14 protein-coding genes are annotated in these 15,175 nt (G+C 44.5%); 7 read left to right on the top strand and 7 right to left on the bottom strand.

Annotated elements, in window-relative coordinates; translation table 11 throughout:
• Window positions 1–92 precede the first annotated feature (92 nt).
• Window positions 93–299 (top strand): hypothetical protein, encoded by a 207-nt coding sequence (locus QT994_RS23030; protein ID WP_190740439.1) that lies wholly within the window; start codon window positions 93–95, stop codon window positions 297–299.
• 238 nt (window positions 300–537) lie between these two features.
• Entirely contained in the window at window positions 538–960 is a 423-nt protein-coding gene (locus tag QT994_RS23025) for a DUF6335 family protein (RefSeq protein WP_333178611.1), read from the top strand.
• A gap of 94 nt (window positions 961–1,054) precedes the next feature.
• On the opposite strand, the gene QT994_RS23020 is transcribed toward QT994_RS23025, so the two are convergent.
• Window positions 1,055–1,252, bottom strand: a complete 198-nt coding sequence (locus QT994_RS23020) for a winged helix-turn-helix domain-containing protein (RefSeq protein ID WP_333178644.1) — start codon at window positions 1,250–1,252, stop codon at window positions 1,055–1,057.
• A 532-nt stretch (window positions 1,253–1,784) separates the two neighbouring features.
• Between QT994_RS23020 and QT994_RS23015 the strand changes: the two genes are divergently transcribed.
• Window positions 1,785–2,486, top strand: a complete 702-nt coding sequence (locus QT994_RS23015) for a DUF4079 domain-containing protein (RefSeq protein ID WP_333178608.1) — start codon at window positions 1,785–1,787, stop codon at window positions 2,484–2,486.
• A 158-nt stretch (window positions 2,487–2,644) separates the two neighbouring features.
• Here the strand turns inward: QT994_RS23015 and QT994_RS23010 are convergent, their stop codons facing one another.
• From QT994_RS23010 to QT994_RS23000, 3 genes are all read right to left on the bottom strand, one after another.
• Window positions 2,645–3,523, bottom strand: coding sequence for a sugar ABC transporter permease (locus QT994_RS23010; protein ID WP_333178606.1), 879 nt, complete (start codon window positions 3,521–3,523; stop codon window positions 2,645–2,647).
• Between the two features lie 308 nt (window positions 3,524–3,831).
• A complete protein-coding gene (locus QT994_RS23005; protein ID WP_333178604.1) occupies window positions 3,832–5,295 on the bottom strand; it encodes a CIA30 family protein in 1,464 nt (487 codons plus the stop codon).
• Window positions 5,296–5,417: 122 nt separating this feature from the next.
• Entirely contained in the window at window positions 5,418–7,940 is a 2,523-nt protein-coding gene (locus QT994_RS23000; RefSeq protein WP_333178601.1) for an ATP-binding protein, read from the bottom strand.
• Between the two features lie 488 nt (window positions 7,941–8,428).
• Here QT994_RS23000 and QT994_RS22995 point away from each other — a divergent pair, with 488 nt between their 5' ends.
• Window positions 8,429–8,803, top strand: a complete 375-nt coding sequence (locus tag QT994_RS22995) for a hypothetical protein (RefSeq protein ID WP_333046917.1) — start codon at window positions 8,429–8,431, stop codon at window positions 8,801–8,803.
• A 112-nt stretch (window positions 8,804–8,915) separates the two neighbouring features.
• Here QT994_RS22995 and QT994_RS22990 read toward each other — a convergent pair whose 3' ends face one another.
• Both QT994_RS22990 and QT994_RS22985 read right to left on the bottom strand, forming a co-directional pair.
• Entirely contained in the window at window positions 8,916–9,773 is an 858-nt protein-coding gene (locus QT994_RS22990) for an Hpt domain-containing protein (protein ID WP_333178598.1), read from the bottom strand.
• A gap of 170 nt (window positions 9,774–9,943) precedes the next feature.
• On the bottom strand, window positions 9,944–10,870 hold the full coding sequence (locus tag QT994_RS22985; RefSeq protein WP_333178595.1) for a DMT family transporter: 927 nt from the start codon (window positions 10,868–10,870) through the stop codon (window positions 9,944–9,946).
• A 267-nt stretch (window positions 10,871–11,137) separates the two neighbouring features.
• On the opposite strand from QT994_RS22985, the gene QT994_RS22980 reads away from it, so the two are divergent.
• Window positions 11,138–11,941 (top strand): SDR family oxidoreductase, encoded by an 804-nt coding sequence (locus QT994_RS22980; RefSeq protein WP_333178591.1) that lies wholly within the window; start codon window positions 11,138–11,140, stop codon window positions 11,939–11,941.
• Window positions 11,942–12,006: 65 nt separating this feature from the next.
• On the opposite strand, the gene QT994_RS22975 is transcribed toward QT994_RS22980, so the two are convergent.
• Window positions 12,007–12,816, bottom strand: a complete 810-nt coding sequence (locus tag QT994_RS22975; protein ID WP_333178588.1) for a calcium-binding protein — start codon at window positions 12,814–12,816, stop codon at window positions 12,007–12,009.
• Between the two features lie 197 nt (window positions 12,817–13,013).
• Here QT994_RS22975 and QT994_RS22970 point away from each other — a divergent pair, with 197 nt between their 5' ends.
• The gene (locus tag QT994_RS22970) at window positions 13,014–13,994 is read left to right on the top strand and encodes an ATP-binding cassette domain-containing protein (protein WP_333050729.1); all 981 of its coding nucleotides are present in this window, start codon (window positions 13,014–13,016) and stop codon (window positions 13,992–13,994) included.
• Between the two features lie 80 nt (window positions 13,995–14,074).
• Window positions 14,075–14,863 carry an ABC-2 family transporter protein gene (locus QT994_RS22965; protein ID WP_333178586.1) on the top strand — a complete coding sequence of 263 codons (789 nt, stop codon included), beginning with the start codon at window positions 14,075–14,077 and terminating at the stop codon, window positions 14,861–14,863.
• The last annotated feature ends 312 nt before the right edge of the window (window positions 14,864–15,175 follow it).

Here is a 15,175-nt window from a genome sequence, read left to right as displayed (position 1 = left end):
GTGAAGTAAAATAAAGATATAGGGCAGTCTCTTGACAAATTAACCCAGAGCATCTGCCTGCTAGTTGTTGGAACCGTGAAAGGAAAAAAGTTATGGTGGAGAACACTGTCGATTGTGCTGTAGCTTGCGTCAATGGCTGCGTTCTGGGCGACAAGTGCCCGAAGCGGGAATACGCAGAAGCAACGTCCAACTTTATTGAAAATACTTCTCTGGATAAAATGCTAGAAATAGCAGAGGAAGCGGTGAGAAGGAAACGGACGGAACCCCCGAAATGGATAATTCCTGATTTTCCCGAATAGAATTAGCCTCCTAATTAAAAAGCGATCGCCCGTTGCAAAAGGGCGATCGCTTTTTGTATTCCCAATGAAATAGCCGAGCGGAAGCAATATATTTCCTGGGAGAGAAGCTAAAAGCTTAAATAGCAATTATCATACTACTTAATTATAGCCAATGGCAATTAATAAAAACAATTCAGCTAAAGCCTAATTTGGATATTTTTAATTTAATTAAGTTCAAAAACAAACAGGAGCAAGTATCGTGGCACAGCAAAAAAAAGGCAACGCAAAAAAAACAACTGAACGCGATAATTTGGGCGAATTGCCTCAAGAAATTACCGAATCTTACGGTACCGGCGTCATCGATCAACCGGGATTGAGCCAAGACGACATAACAACCCTGCAGGACAGCAGTTCGGACTACTCTTCCACCAGTGCCCAAATCGGCGGCGAGGATGGCGATCCTGCTGCGGAACAAGAAAGTGCCACTGGCGAGCAATCGGTGGGCGGAACCGCGCCTACTCCAGACCTGGATATGGTTGACGAACTGGGAGCGGCTGCGGGCATAGAGATGGCGGATGGCGCTATTTTGAACACAACAAATATGCTTGAACATCGAGATGAAAGTCGCTGGGAATTAGACCCTAGTTCTGCGGAAGATTATCAGGAACGACCGGATTTCTAAGTCTATTTTTTACTCAAAAAATAGGTATTATAATAGGAGCGGGTTCACCAGTATTTATTTATACTTTTCGGCCAAGTATTTGTAAATCCGCCCCTCATGACTTTTGCTCTCGCAACACGTATCCAACTCCCTGAGCAGTATGCAGCAGGCGTTTTGAGTTCCTTGCTTCTAACTTAATCCGTAACGCACGAATATACACTTCAATAATGTTTGACTCGCTCATAAAATCGTAACCCCAGACTTTTTCTAGAATTCGGTCGCTGCTAATCACTTGACGGGGATTTCGTAGCAGAAATTATAACAAATGAAACTTTTTGGCAGTGAGTTCAATTAGTTGACTGCCTCGATAAACTTCAGGGGTTAAACCGTTCCAAATTAGGTCTTCAAATTATAACTTGTCCGGGTCATTTGGTTGAGTTCGGCGCAGACGTGATTTCACTCCTGCTAGGAGTTATTCAATACTGAAAGGCTAGTAACATATAGGCTCAAAGTGATGCAGGGAATTAGTGGCTAACCGACACTGACATTATAGCGAGCAGTTTTCATTTGCCTGAGAACAAGGTAATTGTAATTGCTCTTGCGTAATTCAGAAAGCTGTACCTCACACAATAGACAACTGCTATATCTTCTTATTGCTCAAAATTTCTGGTGAATTACCCCTCATAAAGCGTGTTTGTATTCAGGACTTTAGCCCTCTCTATGCGTTTGAATAATCGCTATTAGTCCTGACTACAAACTTACTATAATTAGATCACCGGGTATGATATTATGTATAGCAAAAACAGGGTTAATGAAGCCAACCCTCCTCAACAAAAAGGTGCTGTATGGAATTTAAAGATTTTCTGGCCTTGCTGCATCCTATTTTAGCTGTAGCGATTGTTTTTCCTATGCTTGGTGTTGTTCTGAATATGGCGTGGCAAACTATGCAGCGTCGCAAGCAAATTGCGATCGACACCAAGAGCAAAATTCCACCTGTAGTCGGTTCAGAACACGTCAAAGCAGGTCGAATTCTGTCAGGTTCTGTGGTAGGAGTGACGTTGTTGGGTCTAGCCTACCCGATTTTTGAGCATATTTGGAGCAAGGATGTTTGGAGCAAAAACTCGTTTCAGGTCATTTTCATTGTGCTGATGTTTGTTGCTACGATCGCCTCTTTGGTCATGCTATATCGAGCTACACCCGCTTTATGGCGCGGCATATTTGCCACCCTAACAGGTACTGGTTTGGTGATTCTTGGCACTCAAGATGGCGTTTATCGGCTAACTAATGAATGGTATTGGTCTCACTACTACATTGGCCTCACCGCTGCCCTAATTATGGTTTTCTCCCTTGCCATCATTCAAGACATTTACAAAGACCGCTCAAATCGCTGGCGCACTATCCATGTAATCTTGAACTCGATCGCTGTGCTGCTCTTTCTGGGACAGGGAATGACCGGAACCAGGGATTTATTGCAAATTCCTCTGAACTGGCAGAAACCCTATATTTATAGCTGTGATTTCGCCAATAAGACCTGCCCAAAGCCGTGAGCGATCGCATTACTTCGAGATTCCAGCCTAAAATTAGTAGAAATTAGAGCAATAAACCCGGTTTCTGAATGTAATAAAGTCCTAGGAGAAACAGGAGTGAGAACGAGAAACCGAGTTTATGATGCCCCGATTGCGTCCGCCCTAATCAGTCACCAATCTTAATCATTGCGAGCCAAACCCTGAAGACTAACTTGCAAAATCGACAAACCCAAAATTAGCAAAAACAAAACCAGCCCGATCGTACAAGCATAGCCAATTTCCAAATCCTTAAAAGCCCGTTCGTACAGATAATAAACAACAGTCTTAGAACTATTGCGAGGCCCGCCCTGAGTCATAATATAAACTTCTTCAAAAACCTTAGTAGCAGAAATCGCCGAAATCACCGCAACTAAAACTAAATAAGGCTTCATCAGCGGCACAGTAATATCCCAGTGCTTTCCCAAACCATCAGAACCATCAATAGCAGCCGCCTCATAAAGTTCTGCCGGAATAGCTTGCAGCCCTGCTAAATAAATCACCATGTAATAGCCCAATCCTTTCCAGATAGTAACTGCCATGACGCTAAAGATTGCTAACTTCGGATTAGCCAGCCAAGAAACAGGAGGTAAACCCAACAATTCCCCCAACTGATTCAGCAGTCCAGTCTCAGCAAACAGCCACTTCCAAGCAATTCCGGCGACAACCATTGAAATCACCGCTGGCGTGTAGTATGCGGCTCGAAACCAGTTCATCCCCTTAAGCTTTTGGTTGCACAAAATCGCCATTCCCAACGGCACAACAACCAATACAGGCACAACGCAGGTGAGATACAGCAGCGTATTCGTCAAAGTTTGCCAAAATGTGCGATCGCCCCACAACCTGTAAAAATTCTTCAACCCCACCCACTGCGGCATTTGAGTTAAATCATATTCGTAATTAGTAAAACTCAAATAAAAAGCTTGCACCGCCGGCCACAAAACAGTCAAACTCAAAATAAACAAAGCCGGAAGTAAAAACAAATAAGGCGTCAAATAGCGTCGGGAAAAAGTCACAGACATAAATTAGTTATTAGTTATTGGTTATTAGTTATTGGTGATTGTTTTACTCATCATACCAAATCCCGTTACATCGGAATGATTAAACCGCGAAGACGCGAAGAGTACGAAGGAAGAACTGTATCTTTCTCTTTCTCTTCCTTCGCGTCCTTTGCGTCTTCGCGGTTCATTTAATCTTACTCAATATTGGTTATCACATAGCATTTCTCAAATAAGTGAGGTATGCTGGCCGGCGAGAGCCTTTTTCTCAATTAGCAATTACCAATTACCAATCACCAAGCGTACCTCATTTTACTAAGAAGTGCGATATGTTATTTAACTCCAGAAAACAAAGCCTGCCAGTCTCCGGGAGGACTGCCATTTTCCCCCTCTTTCACCTCAAAAGTAACGTTGCAAGCTTGAGGTTGTTCCAAAGCCTCCACGCACAATTCTGCTATATCTTCCCGACTGACTTTGCCCCTAATATTGTCTCCTTGCTCAAATATTAAAGCTTTGCCTCCCGGTTCTTCAGTCAAAGCGCAAGGTCTGACCACAGTATAAGGTATGCCGCTCGATCGCACACAATCTTCCCCTTTCAACTTCCAAGTCAAAATCCCCCCCAACATATCATTCATCCTGACAGCAGGCGGTTCTTCTTCCAAGTTAATTCCAGGGCGGCCCGGGCGGGTAACTCCTGCCGAACTCACCATCACAAATCGCGGCAAAGTCGGTCGCCCATAAGCTTTAACAGATTCTAACTCCAGTTGAAAAATACCCGGTGTAAATTTCGGGTTTAGCGCGCCGTCATATTCAAACTTGCTCAACATTAACTGAAAAGAAAAAATACTGCTGCCATCAAATTTAGAGCCATCCTTAACAGTTTTGGCGCGGAATACTGGAATTAACTCATCAAAAGGAACGGTGATAGTAATCCAGGTATTGTAAACAGTATCAAACGAATAGCAATAGCCAATTCCATCCCATTTAGCTTCGTTGCGAACAATCAATTTGTAGCGCTTGCCGTCCCCTTTGACGCGCAGGTGGAGGCCGCTAAATCCTGTGAGATTGAGCGGAGGATCGAAGTTGCGGGTACGCACCGAAGCAAAGCCGCCCGAGTTGGCAGTAGAAACATTGCCTGTGAATATAGCTGTATTGTCTGTGAGTACGATCGAACTTTCGCTAGTGCCGCCCATCACGATGTCGTCCAGGGCACCCCAAGTTTCTTTTAAATCTTGGCTTGGTTTTGTGAAGTCAAAAATTGTTTTGTCGCCTGCTTGAATTAGCTGACGGCGAACAGCTTGGACTAAATTATTAAGGCCTTTGTATTCGACTATTTCGGGAACATCCACAACTTCCGGCATATAAAATTTGATGCCTTGATAGTATTTTTCCCTGCTTGGGGTGTCTCCTTCTACTGGTTGAACTTTGGTGCCGGTGCAGCAGATAACTGCTTCCACGCCCTCGGTTACTAGCGGTGTTAGCGTCTCTGGCAGAGTGATATCTCCTTCGACTAATTCGACATTTTTGTCGAGAATTTCTGTTGCTCTTTTAGCATCTCTGACGAGGCAGCGTACTTTATATCCCCGCTGTTGTAGCCGCTTGACAACTCGCTTCCCGACGCCGCCGGTGGCACCGGCTACCAGTATCAGTTTGGGTTGGTCTTTTTTAGTTTTGCTGCTGCTTCCAAAGAGTTGTTGCAGCCAGCTAATGCTGCCAATGAAGGGAATGACGCCGAAATAAGCCAAGGTTTTGAGAAACCGGCCGGCATCCCATTGGGCGGTTTTTTTTTCAGTCATACTAGCTTCCTCTGAATTGGCTCAAATCTACTTAGCTGCTTTTGTATTTTAATCGAATTTTCGATTTTTGAATTTGGGCGATTCCCTACCATTCGGCATAGATTCGCTAGCGCGGACTTTTTTCACTTCACAATGGGTTTAGGATGAGTTTGGCTCAAGGGAATCTCAATAATCAACTCGCTTCCCTCTCCGGGGGCTGAAATGCAAGTCAATTTGCCACCGTGTTGTTCAACCGCAATTTCGTGGCTAATCGCCAAACCTATCCCCGCACCTTTGCCCACCTGTTTTGTGGTAAAAAACGGCTCAAAAATTTTATGGCGAACTTTTTCTTCCATGCCCCAACCGTTGTCCTTGATCCGAACTGCTACGGCTTTTTCTCCGGGACCAAGTTCAGTCACAATCCGAATTTGTCCGTACTTAACTGGCTCTTCTTTGTTCCCGCCGTGCGACGATAAATTATTGTTGACAAAGGCATCTTCGAGAGCATCAATTGCATTTGCCAGTACATTCATAAATACTTGGTTGATTTGAACTGCGTAACACTCAACCAAAGGCAGACAGCCATATTCTTTGATGAGATGAATTGCGGGGCGATCGGGCTTCGGTTTGAGTCGGTTGCTCAAAATCAACAAAGCGCTGTCCAATCCGTCGTGAATGTCAACTGGTTTAATCTCTGCTTCGTCAATTCTAGAGAAATTTCGCAGCGACTGAACTATCTCGCGGATGCGGTTAGCTCCTACTTTCATTGAACCCAGCAACTTCGGTAAGTCTTCAACTATAAACTCTAATTCTGCTATTTCTATTTGTGCTTGAATTTCGGGCGAAGGCGACGGATAGTGCTGCTCGTAAAGCTGCAATAAATTAATCATTTTTTGACTGTATTCGTTGGCATAGCTAAGATTGCCGTAGATGAAGTTAATCGGGTTAGTGACTTCATAAGCTACCGCCGCCACCAACTGTCCCAAACTTGACATTCTTTCGCTTTGCACCAATTGAGTTTGCGCCCGCTTAAGCTCGGACATCGCTGTTTTTAAATTAGCACTTTTTTCCCGTTCTCTGGCGACTGATGCTTCTAGTGCGGTATTTAATTTTTCGAGTTTATCGACTTGGCACAGCACTATATTAATCATTGCTTTTTTCAGTTCCAATGCAGCGTCTATTTCGCATTGTTTCCAAGGCAACGATTTGTACCTCACATTTTCTTTCCACAGCTCGAAGGATTTCCGAGGAGACAGTCGAGGGTTGCCATCTTCATCGGTTTCAAGTGGTTTGTTGGGGTTTCCCGCCCAATTTACGGTCTTAATTACTTCGGGGCGAAACCACAAAACGTATATTTTCTGAGTCGGCGATATTGCTATAGCTAAACAGCCGCTGGCCGTGTCTTTAAATTCCTCAGCTTCTGGATAGAATGTGGTGAGCGAGTCTGTATAAAAAATTTCTTTATTTAAATGCTCTTGCACCCAATTAGTTAAGTATTTGAGCGCTTCTCCTTGAGGTGTTTGCCCTACTTGATAGCAATTGTCTCCAAATATTATTGCGGCTCCCTGGGCGTTGACTGCTTCTAGCAAATTATGCTGACATTTAACTAACACTTCTGACAAGTTTTCGGAGGTGGATATGTCTTCAAAAATCTTGGTTTGAATGGATTTCAAGTGTAGTTTGTAGTCGTAGTCTTCGTTTCCTTCTTTTGATTGCAGTTCTAAGGACATTACTTGCCCGATAAATTCGCAGGCGGCGCGCAATTCATAGTTGAGGTATTTTGGTGTATAATTGTGGCAAGCAATTAATCCCCACAGTTTTTTATCTTTGATTAACGAGATTGACATCGAAGCTGCAACGCCCATATTTTGCAGGTATTCTATGTGAATGGGAGAAACGCTTCTCAACACGCTGAAACTGAGGTTTCGGGGCTGGGTGGTAACAGCATTGTTTCCTGACACAAGGGGGACGGGTTGATAATTAATATCTGGGATTAACCTCAGCCAATTTAACGTATACAGTTGTCGGGCTTGTTTGGGGATATCTGAACTGGGGTAGTTTAATCCTAAGAAAGCACTCAGCATTTCTGCTTTGTCTTCAGCGATCACAGCGCCGTTCCCTTCGTGGTCAAATTGATAGACCATCACTCTATCAAAACCCGATATTTTTCTGACTTCTTCTACAGTTATTTGAGATAATTCCTTGAGATTTTGGGCGCTTTGAATTTTGCTGACAGTGGCTCTCACTGAATGATAAAAACTAAAAACAGAAAGATTTTCTGGGCTTGTGGCTAATTCCAACTCGACCATCAATACTTCTTCTACTCGGTGGAGGATGCAGTCAAATTCTAAATATTTACCTTTGTTGATGACCGAGAGTTTAATGGGATTAACGGTTTTTAAGTTTTCATTACACAAACAAAGCTTGAGTTTTTTTAGTTGAACTCGATTGAAGAATAAGCTCAAATTTCGACCGATCGCACTTTCGGGATCTACTCCTAACAAATCTTGCGTATTTTTGCTGACTTGCAGTATTTCTAGTTCAGGTTCTCGTACAACAAGTAGCACTCCGTGTGGCTGAATGTGCCCCGATATATGAATAGGTTCTCTGTCGCAGTTGGTCAAGTCAACTTCTTCAAGTGCGGGAATTGTGATTTGTTGATCCATTTTCTTTATCTTCCGCTGTAAAGTTTCTAAATGGTGCTATTGATTTTATATACGAGATTAAATTAGCTTTTCCCTAAAAATATCATATTGTTCGATCGCCTAACAGCTTGAGCCCTTGATGGAAGCTGACCATCAATCATCCGATAATCAGCGAGTCCAAAATGATTGAGTCGAAAATTAGCCTACCGTTGTGTTGCTGCTTCACCTGCGCGGGCATTCTAGATATTTAACGGACTTGGAGCTTCTATAGGTTCGCTCCCAGATGTTAATTATGGCAGCAATTGTTGTCATTCTTCAAGTCTGTTTAATATTTTTTCACATATATTAAATTTGTGGTATAATTTTGCCAGCATAACAAGGGGGAGAAAACTGTGCCTTCAGACCGGCCTACTTACTGAAATATTAAGTTAAAGTAAGGGTGACAAGCTCTGAAAGTCAAGTCACGCTAAGCTCTTTAAGTATACCCAACAGGCCCGACAATTAGACTGATGATCGACTTCAATACAGTTATCGAGTTTTCTCATACCCACTGCATAGCTATCTGTGCCTTTTTAGTTCCGGCAAACTTGCTGACTACTTTGCAGACAGTGATTTTGACAGGAATAAACCGACCTCGAATGCAAATTTGGGCGTCTGTAATGGTCGCCAGCCTTTGGGCTACAGCAATGATATTTCACGTTTTTAGCTGGTTCGCGATCGGGGTAGTAATGCCTCCGACATACATCTTGTTAGTGATGGGAATCACTTGTCTGACAATCAATGTCTGGGCGATCGCTCATCCTGCAAGCATGATGCAATTAATTCGAGTTGCGGTATCAGTTTTTACGGGAGCTTTCAGAAGGAAGAAGGATTTAGTTCTCTAGAAACTAAAAAAAATGGCAGGGGTTAATGTGAAAGGTTTGAGGGAAAATATTGGTTTCAGAAGAAAGTTGTTCTGGTGCCAAATCGTACTTCCCAAGGCTGAGTTTTCAGCGGTTATTCCGGTTCGCGATCGCGACAATCTTCTGTTTCCGGGCCGCGGGGATGGATCGTGCAGTTGAGGAGGTAGCCGCCGTCGCTTCTGCCGTAATAGTAGCGACATCCGACGCAAATTGCGGGAGGTTCGATCGCACTTTGGTAAACCGGATAATCCGCAGTCGCCAGCAGCGAAAAGTCGCGCTGCGTCTGAACAGTCCCGATAATAGCGCCGGAGAGTTCGACACCTTGGCGGATGTTTTCGATCCTAGTGTAAGGCGGTAGGTAAATGTCAATACAAAGGCGTATGCCCTGGCTATCCTGCTCGTGGCGGGTAATAGTGCCTCCCAGCAAACCGACGCGCGAAGCAATAGCCGAGGAAAATTCGCTCAGGGAGGTGCAGTAACCGGAGAAAACGTGAATATGTTCGTCCGTAGTAGCTCTCACAGTCAGGCGAGTGGGAATTCGCAATCTCAGGTAAGCGTCGAGTTCGTCAAAAACCGGTTCGGCGAGGGAGAGCATTTGGTTTGCGTCTTCGTGGTTGAGCCCAAAACCCTTAGAAACCTTGGACACGAGGGCTACTAAAATATCAAAAACTTCGGTTAAGAGCGATTGTAGCCTGCTATCAATGGCGATCGGACATTCTCTGAGCAGTTTTAAATAATCCTCCAAACGATGAGCAATGCGCTGAATGCTGCTAAATCCAAGCATAGCTGCTCCCCCCTTAATCGAGTGCGAGGCTCGGATGAGCTGGTGTATTCTTTGGGGAGCTGGCACGGTATTTTGCAGATCTGGCAAGCCTTGTTCGATAATTTGGATCTGTTCTGTGGCTTCTTCGATAAAGTAGCCGATGATCCGCTGTAGTTGTTCTGGCAGCATAATTTTATTCTCCGAAAGGCACCCGAGTATCATTAGTCATTAGTGATTAGTCAGACATTTGATAGTTTGGAACCAACATTTAAGCGACGAGTTATTTTTGTTTTTAAGCCCTAATCTGTTTTATTCTGACTCACGGCAACGGTAGTGGCAATGTTGAAAAATGTTAACTCTTAACTGTTGACAGTAATTTTTTTTGCTCCGACGGTAGCGGTTGCTACCCCCAACAGCAGCACCGCAGCACCTGCGAGTACCGCCGGCGCCGGCACTTCCCCAAACAGCAAATAACCCAACCAACTCGCCCCAACCGGTTCAAACAAGATGGCAAGAGTTACCAGAGTTGGGGAAATCTGCACTACGGCCCAGTTCAAAATGGTGTGGCCGACTAACTGAGGCAAAGCGGCCGTTAACAAAATATAAAAATATACAATGTCTGGGTAATTAGTATAAGTAGTGCCGAAGGCGAAGGGGAGAGGCAGCAGGACGATCGCAGCAACAGTATAGGCGATCGCGATATAGCCACCAATTCCCAGTCCCCGCCGCTGAGCTTCCCGCCCCAGCAGCAAATACAAGCTGACTGCCCAGGAACCAGCCAGAGCCAGGAAATCGCCAAGCAGTTGGCTGCTGCCAGCATCGGCTGCGCCCGCACTTCCCAGAGCGATCGCCATTCCCCCAGCAAGCGCTATAGTAATGCCAGCGATCGATATTTTGCTGAGTTTTTCCCCGAACCAGAAGCGCGACAACAGCGCTACCCACACAGGATTAGTGGTGACAAGAGCAGTCGAGGCGGCGATCGAAGTATAAGAAAGTGAGGTAATCCATAGCGCAAAATGCAGGGCGAGACACAAACCCGCAGCAGCAGCATAGCGCCGAGCTCCCGGTTGCAGGGCGTTCCACTGAATTTTCCGCCAAGCAGGAAGCAGAATTAAAGCAGATAAAGTCAGGCGAGAGGCCGCGAGTACCAGACTGAAACCCAAACCGCCCGCCCCTGCTGAAAAGTTAGCCAGCCGAATTAAGATTGAGGAAGTTGAGACGGCTAAAACGCCGATAATTAACACTAGGGCGATCGACCAATTAGGTGCTTGTTTCGGAAGATTCATTTTGGGGATAATTGGTAATTAGTAACTGCCTAAAGTAATATATACATAGCAATTTTTGCACAAATCTCAACTCTTCCTCTTCTCTTCTCCTCTCTTCCTTCGTGTCCTTCGCGCCTTCGCGGTTCGTTAAAAAAAAGCCCGTTACCGGAGCACAAAAAATTTCTATACTCAATAATTATTAATGTATAGCGCCTAAAATTACCTGACCTCTGTTATAGTTTCAATACCGCAAAAAACAAATTACCCACTTACAATTTATAACTATCTATGGCTCCTACAGTTTTGATTACAGGCGCTTCTCAAGGAAGCGGCAAAGCAACAGCAATTTTATTTGCAAGTAAAGGTTACGATGTAGTTATGGTAGCTCGCCAGCCAGAGAGATTGGCAGCAGCAGCGGCTCAAGTGCAGCGAGAAGGCACTTCGGCTGTCGCTATCCCGGGGGATGTTGGCGACAGTCAACAAGTGCGCGCGATCGTCCAAAAAGCCCTAGATGCCTGTGGCAACATCGATGTTTTGGTTAACAATGCTGGCATTTGTCTCACGGGGGCGATCGAGCACACTACCTCCGAAGACTGGCAGCAATTAATGAATACCAATTTTTGGGGATGCGTTAACACAATTCAAGAAATTTTGCCACATTTTTTGCAACGAAAAACAGGGACAATAGTCAATGTTGGTTCTATTGGTGGCAAAATGCCTTTGCCTCAAATGACTGCTTATTGTGCCAGCAAATATGCAGTAACGGGTTTAACAGAAAGTTTGCGATTGGAATTAGCGCCTCAAGGTATTCACGTTTGCGCCGTGCATCCGGGCCTGATTAACAGTGATTTTTTAGAAAGAGCTCAATTTCGCGATCGAGACGAACCGGGAGTCGAATTGCGCCGCCAGAAAATGAGCCAAATGCTAAAATCTGACTGGGCAACTCAGCCAGAAGATATTGCTAAAGCTATTTGGGATGCTGTGAAAAATCAGCGTGCAGAAGTTACCGTCGGCCCTGCTTTTTTGGCCTCGGAAGCTTATCGTTTGTTCCCCGGTTTGATGCAGTGGGCAATGGAAAAGGGCAAGTTGTGAGACTAATTGCTTATGAGTCATTAGTCATTAGTTATTAGTAAGGTGCGGACGGCGCACTTTACTAATTAAAGCAAAGAATTAGCATTAATAAAACGACCGTTTAAATCAGCTGGGGTCACATTCAAAACGGTACCCAACAAAGCATTAGTAAAACCGAATCTAATATTAGTAGCTTCCACACGGCCGTTGCCATCGGGATCGAGACTTCGCTGCGAGATGCCGCCCTTGGCTAACAAACTCGTTCCCCCGGTTATAGTTGCAGGATTTATCAGCAGCAGTCTCGGATCATTCAAGCTATAACTTACCTCTTCCAAGGAGATATTGCTGCTGGTAAATGCCACACTAATTCCAATCGAATCGCTAGACTTATCAAAATCCACAATTACCGCGTCCGAAACTTCAATTCCAACTAATCTGCTTCCCGCTTGATCGACTCGAAAAACAAAGACATCGCTCCCGCCACCACCTTGGTAAATATCCACATCTCTGTCGCCAATTAAAGTATCACTACCTTCACCGCCAACTAACAAATCAATACCTTGTCCACCGCGCAGCAAATCATTTCCCGCACCCCCATTAAGGAAATCGCTATTTCTATCTCCTGTCAAGAAATCGTCGCCCGTTTCTCCCAAAACATCGTCATCATCTTTGCCGGCGTAAATAGAATCATTCCCGACACCACCTAACAGACTGTCTTTACCATCGTTGCCGAAAATCCGTTCTGCATCTGACGAGCCCCTGACAGTATCATTGCCACCCAGCATCCAAAGTCCCCCAGAAAAACTAGCAAGTTGTCCTGGTGTAAGTGTAATATTTTCAGAAGAATTGTCTCCTACCAAACGAGAGATGCCTGAATTATCGGCCGTGAGTACCATAGTTGTAAACTTTGTGCGATGTGAGCGTGGATATTTTGCAATATTCTAAAGCTGAGTAGGGTACGCCAGAACACAGTTACTTCATCAGAGCGATCGAGCAATCGGTGGCGCACCCTACTACACAGCTCGATCGCTACATCTTGGCACAAGCCTGATGGAAATACCCTAGATTAAAATAAAAGTTAAAATTTGAGCCGATGCCAATTATCTTAGTTGAAGATTTGAGCAAAGTTTATCCGGTAGCGATTAAAGAACCGGGACTTAAAGGAACAGTGCGGCACTTTTTTAACCGCACATACCGCAATGTTAAAGCTGTTGAGGGCGTTTCTTTCAGTATTGAACCGGGGGAAGTCGTGGGGTTTCTCGGCGCTAACGGTGCGGGCAAAACTACTACGCTGAAAATGCTGACTGGTTTGATTTATCCGTCTGCGGGTACGGTGAGAGTGTGCGATCGTACTCCTTTCCGTCGCGAAGCAGATTTTCTGCAAAGAATCACCTTAATCATGGGGCAGAAACAGCAGTTAATTTGGGATTTACCAGTGCTTGACTCTCTGCGAATCAATGCTGCTGTCTACGGCATTCCCGATACAGATTATCGGCGGCGAGTCGGAGAATTGACAGAGATGCTGTCACTAGAAGGCAAGTTAAATCAGGCGGTGCGAAAGCTGTCTTTGGGCGAACGCATGAAAGCTGAATTGATGGCCGCACTACTGCACCAGCCGGAGGTATTATTTTTAGATGAACCGACTTTAGGTTTGGATATAAACGCACAGTTTAGCGTCAGGCAATTTCTGCGAGAATATAACGAGCGCTATCAAGCAACAGTGCTGTTGACGAGCCACTACATGGCTGACATTACTGCTTTGTGCAAGCGCGTTTTGTTAATCCATGAAGGTCAATTAGTTTATGATGGCAGTTTGGACGGATTGCTCGACAGGTTTGCACCTTATCGGGAAGTTCAGGTAAAATTAGCTAAGCCGCTGGCAAAAGATAGTGCTTTTGCTTACGGCGAGGTAGAATCTATTGAGGGAAATTCTGTACGGTTTTTAGTCACAAGGGAAGAGCTGACGGTGAGCGTAGCGAAGATTTTGGCGGAGTTGGAAGTGATAGATTTGACTGTTACTGACCCGCCCATTGAAGAGGTAATTGGTCGCGTTTTCCGCACGGGAAAAGTGTAACAAAAATTTACGCATAAACTCTACTTGTATGATGCACATTAGCAACTTTAATACTGAACACTTTAAGATCTCAAATTAATATGACACGATTCATCAAAATTGCTAAAACTTTGTTAGTTACCTACTACGCTTATGCGCTCGAATACCGGGCAGAATTGTTTGTGTGGGCGCTGTCGGGAGCTTTGCCTTTTATCTTGATGGGCGTTTGGATGCAGGCGGCCGAGAATGGTCAATTTGGGCTGAAGTCGATCGACTTTACCCGTTATTTTTTAGCCACTTTCATTGTCAGGCAAACAAATGTAGTTTGGGTGATTTGGGAGTTTGAAAAGGAAGTAGTGCAAGGCACGCTATCTAATAAATTGTTGCAGCCTCTCGATCCCGTATGGCACCACTTCGCATCTCACGTTTCCGAAAGGTTTGCCAGGCTGCCCTTTGTATTGGGATTAGTGCTGCTGTTTTTTGCACTTTACCCGCAGTCTTTTTGGCTGCCGAGTTTGGGCAGGTTTTTGCTATTTTTGTTGGTTATCGTCTTGGCTTTTTGCTTGCGTTTCTTGATACAGTATACCTTTGCGCTGTTTGCTTTTTGGCTGGAAAGGGCAAGTGCGATCGAGCAATTCTGGTCTTTAATTTACCTGTTTTTATCGGGACTTATCGCACCCCTAGAAGTATTTCCTGCACCCGTGCGCGAAGTAGTTTTGTGGACGCCGTTTCCTTATTTGATTCATTTTCCCGCTTCAATCTTGATCGGATTGCCCGTAGATGTAGGCCGCGGTTTGTTGGTGATACTGGGTTGGGGTGCGGTGTTTTTTGTGTGGAACCGCTGGCTTTGGCGGCAGGGTTTGAAGCAGTATTCGGGCATGGGCGCTTAAATAATAATTAAAAATTAGAAAACTATAAGGTGCGTCACAGTAAAAATATTAATCGTTTTGTCAAAAACACTTAGCTGACGCGCCATACTTAACTGTGGAGTAAATCTAATACCAATTTCATGTGAAGTTGCATATAATAGAGAGGTAGCGTTGATGGTGCGTTTTATGGCTCGTATTTTAAAAATCACAATTGAAGAAAGCGTAGAATTTTTAGAAAAACAACTAAAAAATACTCGTAAGCTGTTGCACATTTAAACTGTGATACAAGCATTACCCTTATTTTTGATTTTGCGACCCCATTTAATTATTAAT

The sequence above is a fragment of the Microcoleus sp. S13_B4 genome (assembly GCF_036700885.1).
Lineage (GTDB): Bacteria > Cyanobacteriota > Cyanobacteriia > Cyanobacteriales > Microcoleaceae > Microcoleus.
Note: the sequence above shows the minus strand (reverse complement) of the source record. Positions and strands in the feature narration are given on the sequence as shown.

Coding starts and splice junctions, on each gene's coding strand:
- QT994_RS23030 (WP_190740439.1), top strand. CDS start 93: ATGGTGGAGAACACTGTCGATTGTGCTGTAGCTTGCGTCAATGGCTGC.
- QT994_RS23015 (WP_333178608.1), top strand. CDS start 1,785: ATGGAATTTAAAGATTTTCTGGCCTTGCTGCATCCTATTTTAGCTGTA.
- QT994_RS23010 (WP_333178606.1), bottom strand. CDS start 3,523: ATGTCTGTGACTTTTTCCCGACGCTATTTGACGCCTTATTTGTTTTTA.
- QT994_RS23005 (WP_333178604.1), bottom strand. CDS start 5,295: ATGACTGAAAAAAAAACCGCCCAATGGGATGCCGGCCGGTTTCTCAAA.
- QT994_RS23000 (WP_333178601.1), bottom strand. CDS start 7,940: ATGGATCAACAAATCACAATTCCCGCACTTGAAGAAGTTGACTTGACC.
- QT994_RS22995 (WP_333046917.1), top strand. CDS start 8,429: ATGATCGACTTCAATACAGTTATCGAGTTTTCTCATACCCACTGCATA.
- QT994_RS22990 (WP_333178598.1), bottom strand. CDS start 9,773: ATGCTGCCAGAACAACTACAGCGGATCATCGGCTACTTTATCGAAGAA.
- QT994_RS22985 (WP_333178595.1), bottom strand. CDS start 10,870: ATGAATCTTCCGAAACAAGCACCTAATTGGTCGATCGCCCTAGTGTTA.
- QT994_RS22980 (WP_333178591.1), top strand. CDS start 11,138: ATGGCTCCTACAGTTTTGATTACAGGCGCTTCTCAAGGAAGCGGCAAA.
- QT994_RS22975 (WP_333178588.1), bottom strand. CDS start 12,816: ATGGTACTCACGGCCGATAATTCAGGCATCTCTCGTTTGGTAGGAGAC.
- QT994_RS22970 (WP_333050729.1), top strand. CDS start 13,014: ATGCCAATTATCTTAGTTGAAGATTTGAGCAAAGTTTATCCGGTAGCG.
- QT994_RS22965 (WP_333178586.1), top strand. CDS start 14,075: ATGACACGATTCATCAAAATTGCTAAAACTTTGTTAGTTACCTACTAC.